This window comes from Paraburkholderia sp. (assembly GCF_036488795.1).
Taxonomy (GTDB): domain Bacteria; phylum Pseudomonadota; class Gammaproteobacteria; order Burkholderiales; family Burkholderiaceae; genus Paraburkholderia.
In genome coordinates this window covers 1-4,326 of record NZ_DASXHA010000133.1, presented here as the reverse complement: position 1 = coordinate 4,326, position 4,326 = coordinate 1, and the positions used below count along the sequence as shown (strand labels likewise).

Here is a 4,326-nt window from a genome sequence, read left to right as displayed (position 1 = left end):
GCGCCGAACAGGGCGTAATCGCGCCACAGCAGCGCCACCGTCGCGCGCACCAGCGAACGAGGCGCGAGCTGCAGGCCGCGCGCGTGATCTGCCAGCGCGAGGTTGCAGCGCGCATGAAAGCGGCGCGCGTCGGCGTCCCCGGCCAGGTGGCCGCTCACACGCAATGAGCGCGCACACGCGGCCGCGAGGCGCCAGAAGTCATAAGGATCGGAACCGGAGAGTTCCTCCAGGCAGGCTTCGAGTTCTTCGAATGCCGCACGCGTCAGCGCGCTGACGGCGGCACTCACCGCGCCGTCGCTCGAATGCGCCCTCAAGACCGGCAGCAAGGCGCGCTCGTAGCGGGCCCGAAGATGAGCGAGACTCTGCGCAGGCAGCGGGCTGAACGACGCCGGCGGCAACGGCCGTGCCGCTAGTGCGAGGTCGTCGAAGGTGACCGTGTAGCCTGGCGTGCGGTGCGAAACCAGCGCATGGAGCGCCTGATAATGACCGAACAACGTCGGCGAACACGAGAGCTCACGCAGATTGTGACGGCCGATGGCCGCGCGCAAATCGTGCAAGGCCGCGCCGAGTGTGGCGCGCGCCTCCGGCTCGCCCGCTGGTTCCGCGGCCGTCAACGGCGACACCAGCACCAATGCGTCCGCCAGCCGCTGCGCGCCCAGCCAGCCCGCCTCCTTCAGCGCATGCACCGCGCGCAGCAACGGCGTGGCCATGTCGCCGCGCTGCTCGAACGCGAGCAGCGCTTCGGCCAGAGCGAGTTCGGCAGGACGGACCGACCCGCCACGCGGGTTCGGCAGTGCATCGAATGAGGCTGAGGACGCGGATTGAGGGGTCATGGGCAAACGGCATGAACACTGACAGGCCGGCGCACGGCCACGCGCGCCATGCAGCGCGCCAGCCCGCGACAGTACGATGACGAACTACCGTTGCGCCGCGCCGCGCTCATGGGTATTGACGATGCCGCGCCCCATGCCCGTCGCGCACGCTGACGCAGCACGCGGGACGCGCGCGCTGCCAGATGGTCAGATCTGGACCATCTCGAAGTCTTCCTTGCGGGCGCCGCACTCGGGGCAAGTCCAATTGATGGGAACATCCTCCCAACGCGTGCCCGGCGCGATTCCTTCATCTGGCAAACCGGCTTCTTCGTCGTAGATCCAGCCGCAGATCAGGCACATCCAGCTTCTATATTCCATTCTTGTGTCGCGTCAAAAAGGGCGTTGAAACGAGAGCCATGATGGTACCGTGTTGCCGCCCCAATGCCTAGCAGCCGAAAGTCGCCATCGTGCCGCGTCGCGCAGGCGCCGTCGGCCAGCGCGGACAGACTGTTTGATTCCGGTGCTCGCGCCATCGGCCTGACTGCGCACAAAACCCCTCGCGGATGCGAAAAAACGCCTCCGCAGCGCGTTAGGCCGCATAATTGAGCCGACTGTGTGCCCGGTGCACGCTTACATCTGCTCCTTTCCTGCCAACCATTTCATGCCCAGCGACACTCCTCCGATCGTACTCACCTTCGGCCTCTCCGATCCGACAGGCGCTTCCGGCCTGCAAGCCGACCTGATGACGCTCGCCAGCATGGGTTGCCATGGCGTCAGCGTGCTGACGGGCTACACCGTGCGCGACTCGGCGAGCTGCGATGAAGTCACCGGACTCGACCCGGAAATCGTCGCCACGCAAGCCCGCATGCTGCTGGAAGATATGCCGATCGCCGCCTTCAAGGTAGGCGCGGCCACGCGCGCGGAAGTGGTGAGCGCAATCGCCGAGGTAGTAGCCGACTACGACGACATTCCGCTGATCCTGGCCCCTGATTTCACGCTCGACGACGAACACGTACTCGCCGCAGACGAACTGCGCGAAGCGATCGCCGACCTGCTCGCACCGCAAACCACGCTGCTGGTAGCCGATCACGCCACGTTGCTCGCGCTGGCCCAGCCGGACGGCGACGCGGAGGCGCCGAGCCTCGATGCGGCAATCTCGCATCTGCTGTCGCAAGGGTGCGAATACATCCTGTCCACGGAAACCGGCACGCACCGGCTCGTCAATACGCTCTTCAGCGAAGACGGACAGTTGCGCCAGGACATGTGGGATCGCGGCAGCAACCGCATCATGGGGCTGACGGATACGCTAGGCGCCGCCATTGCCGCGCTGCTCGCCAACGGACAGGATCCGGCCGAAGCGGTTCGTGAAGCGCAGGAGTATCTATATCAGGCCATGCGCAGCGCGTTTCGCCCCGGCATGGGTGCGTATCTGCCGGACCGGTTTTTCTGGGCCCGCAGCAGCGAGGAAGAAACCCCGCGCGCGAGCAGCAAAGATGCGCCGCCGGGAGAGGCCCGGCACTGAGCCACAGAAAGGTCTGCGGCCAGCGACCGTGCAGGCCGCTTTTTCTTACTTTTCTTTGACGCTTTTCTTTCGTTTTTTACATCTGCGCCGGCAGGTCGTCTGACTCCTCCAGTCCGGCACGACCTCCACAGCTGATCTCCGCACGCCTCATTTGCGCGTCGCCCAGACGACCCTCTCCGATCTTTCGAGCTCGCATCCCACCGATTGGCGTGTCATCGCGCCGCACTCGGAGTACATTTCGTTGCCGCTTATTACCGCCGCAAACGTTTCCCGCAAGGTACTCACGCGGGATCGGATCCCGCCCCACAACTGACGGCCTGACCCTTTGCGATAAGGGCTCCGCCCCGGGCGTCGTCTCCCACACATGCCTTCCTCGGCCTGTCCGACACCTTCGGCCGGACCAACCGCACGCGCGGAATTGTTCCATTTGTATTACAAGCGTAATCAGCGGTTACAGACGAATGGCTTATGTCACAGTAGAATTTACTAATTGTAATGTCGTATATTGGGTCCTATGCCCCTCTCGACCTCGCTACTCCACCCGCCCAAACGGATAGCCACTATCCGCCTAGAACGAGCTGTCGATTCGTCAACCGGCATCGGCCACAGCGGAAAATACTAAATTGGACAATTCCCCCACTTCTTCCGCCCTCTCCGATTCCGGCTTCAACAACGAGTATCTGGAGAGTGCCCCTGCCGTACAAAGTGCTCGCCAAAGTCGCGAAACCTTCGACAAGCCACGCTCCGAAGCCTTTATCCAGCGCTTCAACGGCACCATCACCGGTACCGAACGCGCCCGGATGTTCCGCCAAAAACCCGTGACCGTCTGGCTCACGGGCCTGTCCGGCGCCGGTAAATCCACGATTGCCTACGAACTCGAGCGCCGGCTGATCTCGCTTGGCCACGCGTGCTACGTGCTCGACGGCGACAATGTGCGCCACGGGCTCGCAAGCGACCTCGGCTTCAGCCGCGAAGACCGCCACGAAAATATTCGGCGCGTCGCGCATGTCGCCCAGTTGATGAACGACGCCGGCCTCATTGTCATCACAGCGCTGATTTCCCCCATGCATGAAGATCGCGCAATGGCCCGCGAGATCATCGGCAGCGACAGATTTGTGGAGACCTACCTCGCCGCATCAGTCGACGACTGCGCGCGTCGCGATCCAAAGGGTCTGTATGCAAAGGCGCGATCCGGGGTAATTGGTTCTTTTACGGGCGTGTCCGCGCCCTATGAAGCACCCGCTCATCCGGAACTGCGGGTGGAGACGGCCAGCCAGAGCAAAGAGGAAAGCGTCGCGGGAATTTTCGAGTACCTGCTTGAAGGATTTCTCGATAGGTCTTGAGGCGCGCGAACCACCGCGCCGCGTCAGCTCGCGCTGATTCATTGGTTCATTGGTTCATTGGTTCATTGGTTCATTGGTTCATTGGTTCATTGGTTCATTGATTCGCTGATTCGTGCTTCGTCATTCGCCGGGCAAACCGGCGAAGATCCGCCGGACGAAAAAAAACCCGCATAGTGATGCGGGTTTTCTCTTTTGGGAAGCACGCCTCGCAGCGCGCTTCCCGCATGTACTTCGTATGAGACCTCGCAAGAGGTCTCTGCGAAATTACATGTCCATGCCCATGCCGCCCATGCCGCCCGGCATTCCGCCGCCGCCCATCGGAGCATCTTCCTTCGGCAGTTCGCAAACAGCTGCGTCGGTCGTGAGCAGGAGACCTGCCACCGATGCTGCGTTTTGCAGTGCCGTGCGCGTCACCTTGGTCGGGTCCACGACACCAGCGTCAACCAGGTCGACGTACTCGCCCGTTGCTGCGTTGTAGCCGTAGTTGCCCGTGCCTGCTGCAACTGCTGCCACCACGACGCTGGCTTCTTCGCCGCCGTTCGTGACGATCTGGCGCAGCGGTTCTTCCATTGCGCGCAGAACGATCTTGATACCTGCGTCCTGATCGGCGTTAGCGCCCTTCAGACCTGCGATTGCCGTGCGAGCGCGG

At 63.0% G+C, this 4,326-nt stretch carries 4 protein-coding genes and 1 pseudogene; 2 read left to right on the top strand and 3 right to left on the bottom strand.

Translation table 11 applies throughout. The features are described 5' to 3' along the window. Positions 1–833 (bottom strand): annotated as a pseudogene (locus VGH41_RS19345) (hypothetical protein); the annotation flags it as partial. A gap of 186 nt (positions 834–1,019) precedes the next feature. Further along, a complete protein-coding gene (locus VGH41_RS19340) occupies positions 1,020–1,190 on the bottom strand; it encodes a rubredoxin (protein WP_008342674.1) in 171 nt (56 codons plus the stop codon). A gap of 283 nt (positions 1,191–1,473) precedes the next feature. On the opposite strand from VGH41_RS19340, the gene VGH41_RS19335 reads away from it, so the two are divergent. Together VGH41_RS19335 and cysC are read left to right on the top strand one after the other, a co-directional pair. Continuing rightward, positions 1,474–2,334 carry a hydroxymethylpyrimidine/phosphomethylpyrimidine kinase gene (locus VGH41_RS19335; RefSeq protein WP_331599136.1) on the top strand — a complete coding sequence of 287 codons (861 nt, stop codon included), beginning with the start codon at positions 1,474–1,476 and terminating at the stop codon, positions 2,332–2,334. Between the two features lie 755 nt (positions 2,335–3,089). Continuing rightward, the gene (gene cysC / locus VGH41_RS19330; RefSeq protein WP_331599137.1) at positions 3,090–3,677 is read left to right on the top strand and encodes an adenylyl-sulfate kinase; all 588 of its coding nucleotides are present in this window, start codon (positions 3,090–3,092) and stop codon (positions 3,675–3,677) included. A gap of 264 nt (positions 3,678–3,941) precedes the next feature. Here the strand turns inward: cysC and VGH41_RS19325 are convergent. Beyond that, positions 3,942–4,326: TCP-1/cpn60 chaperonin family protein (locus tag VGH41_RS19325; protein ID WP_331599135.1), on the bottom strand; the 385-nt coding region annotated here is incomplete at its 5' end.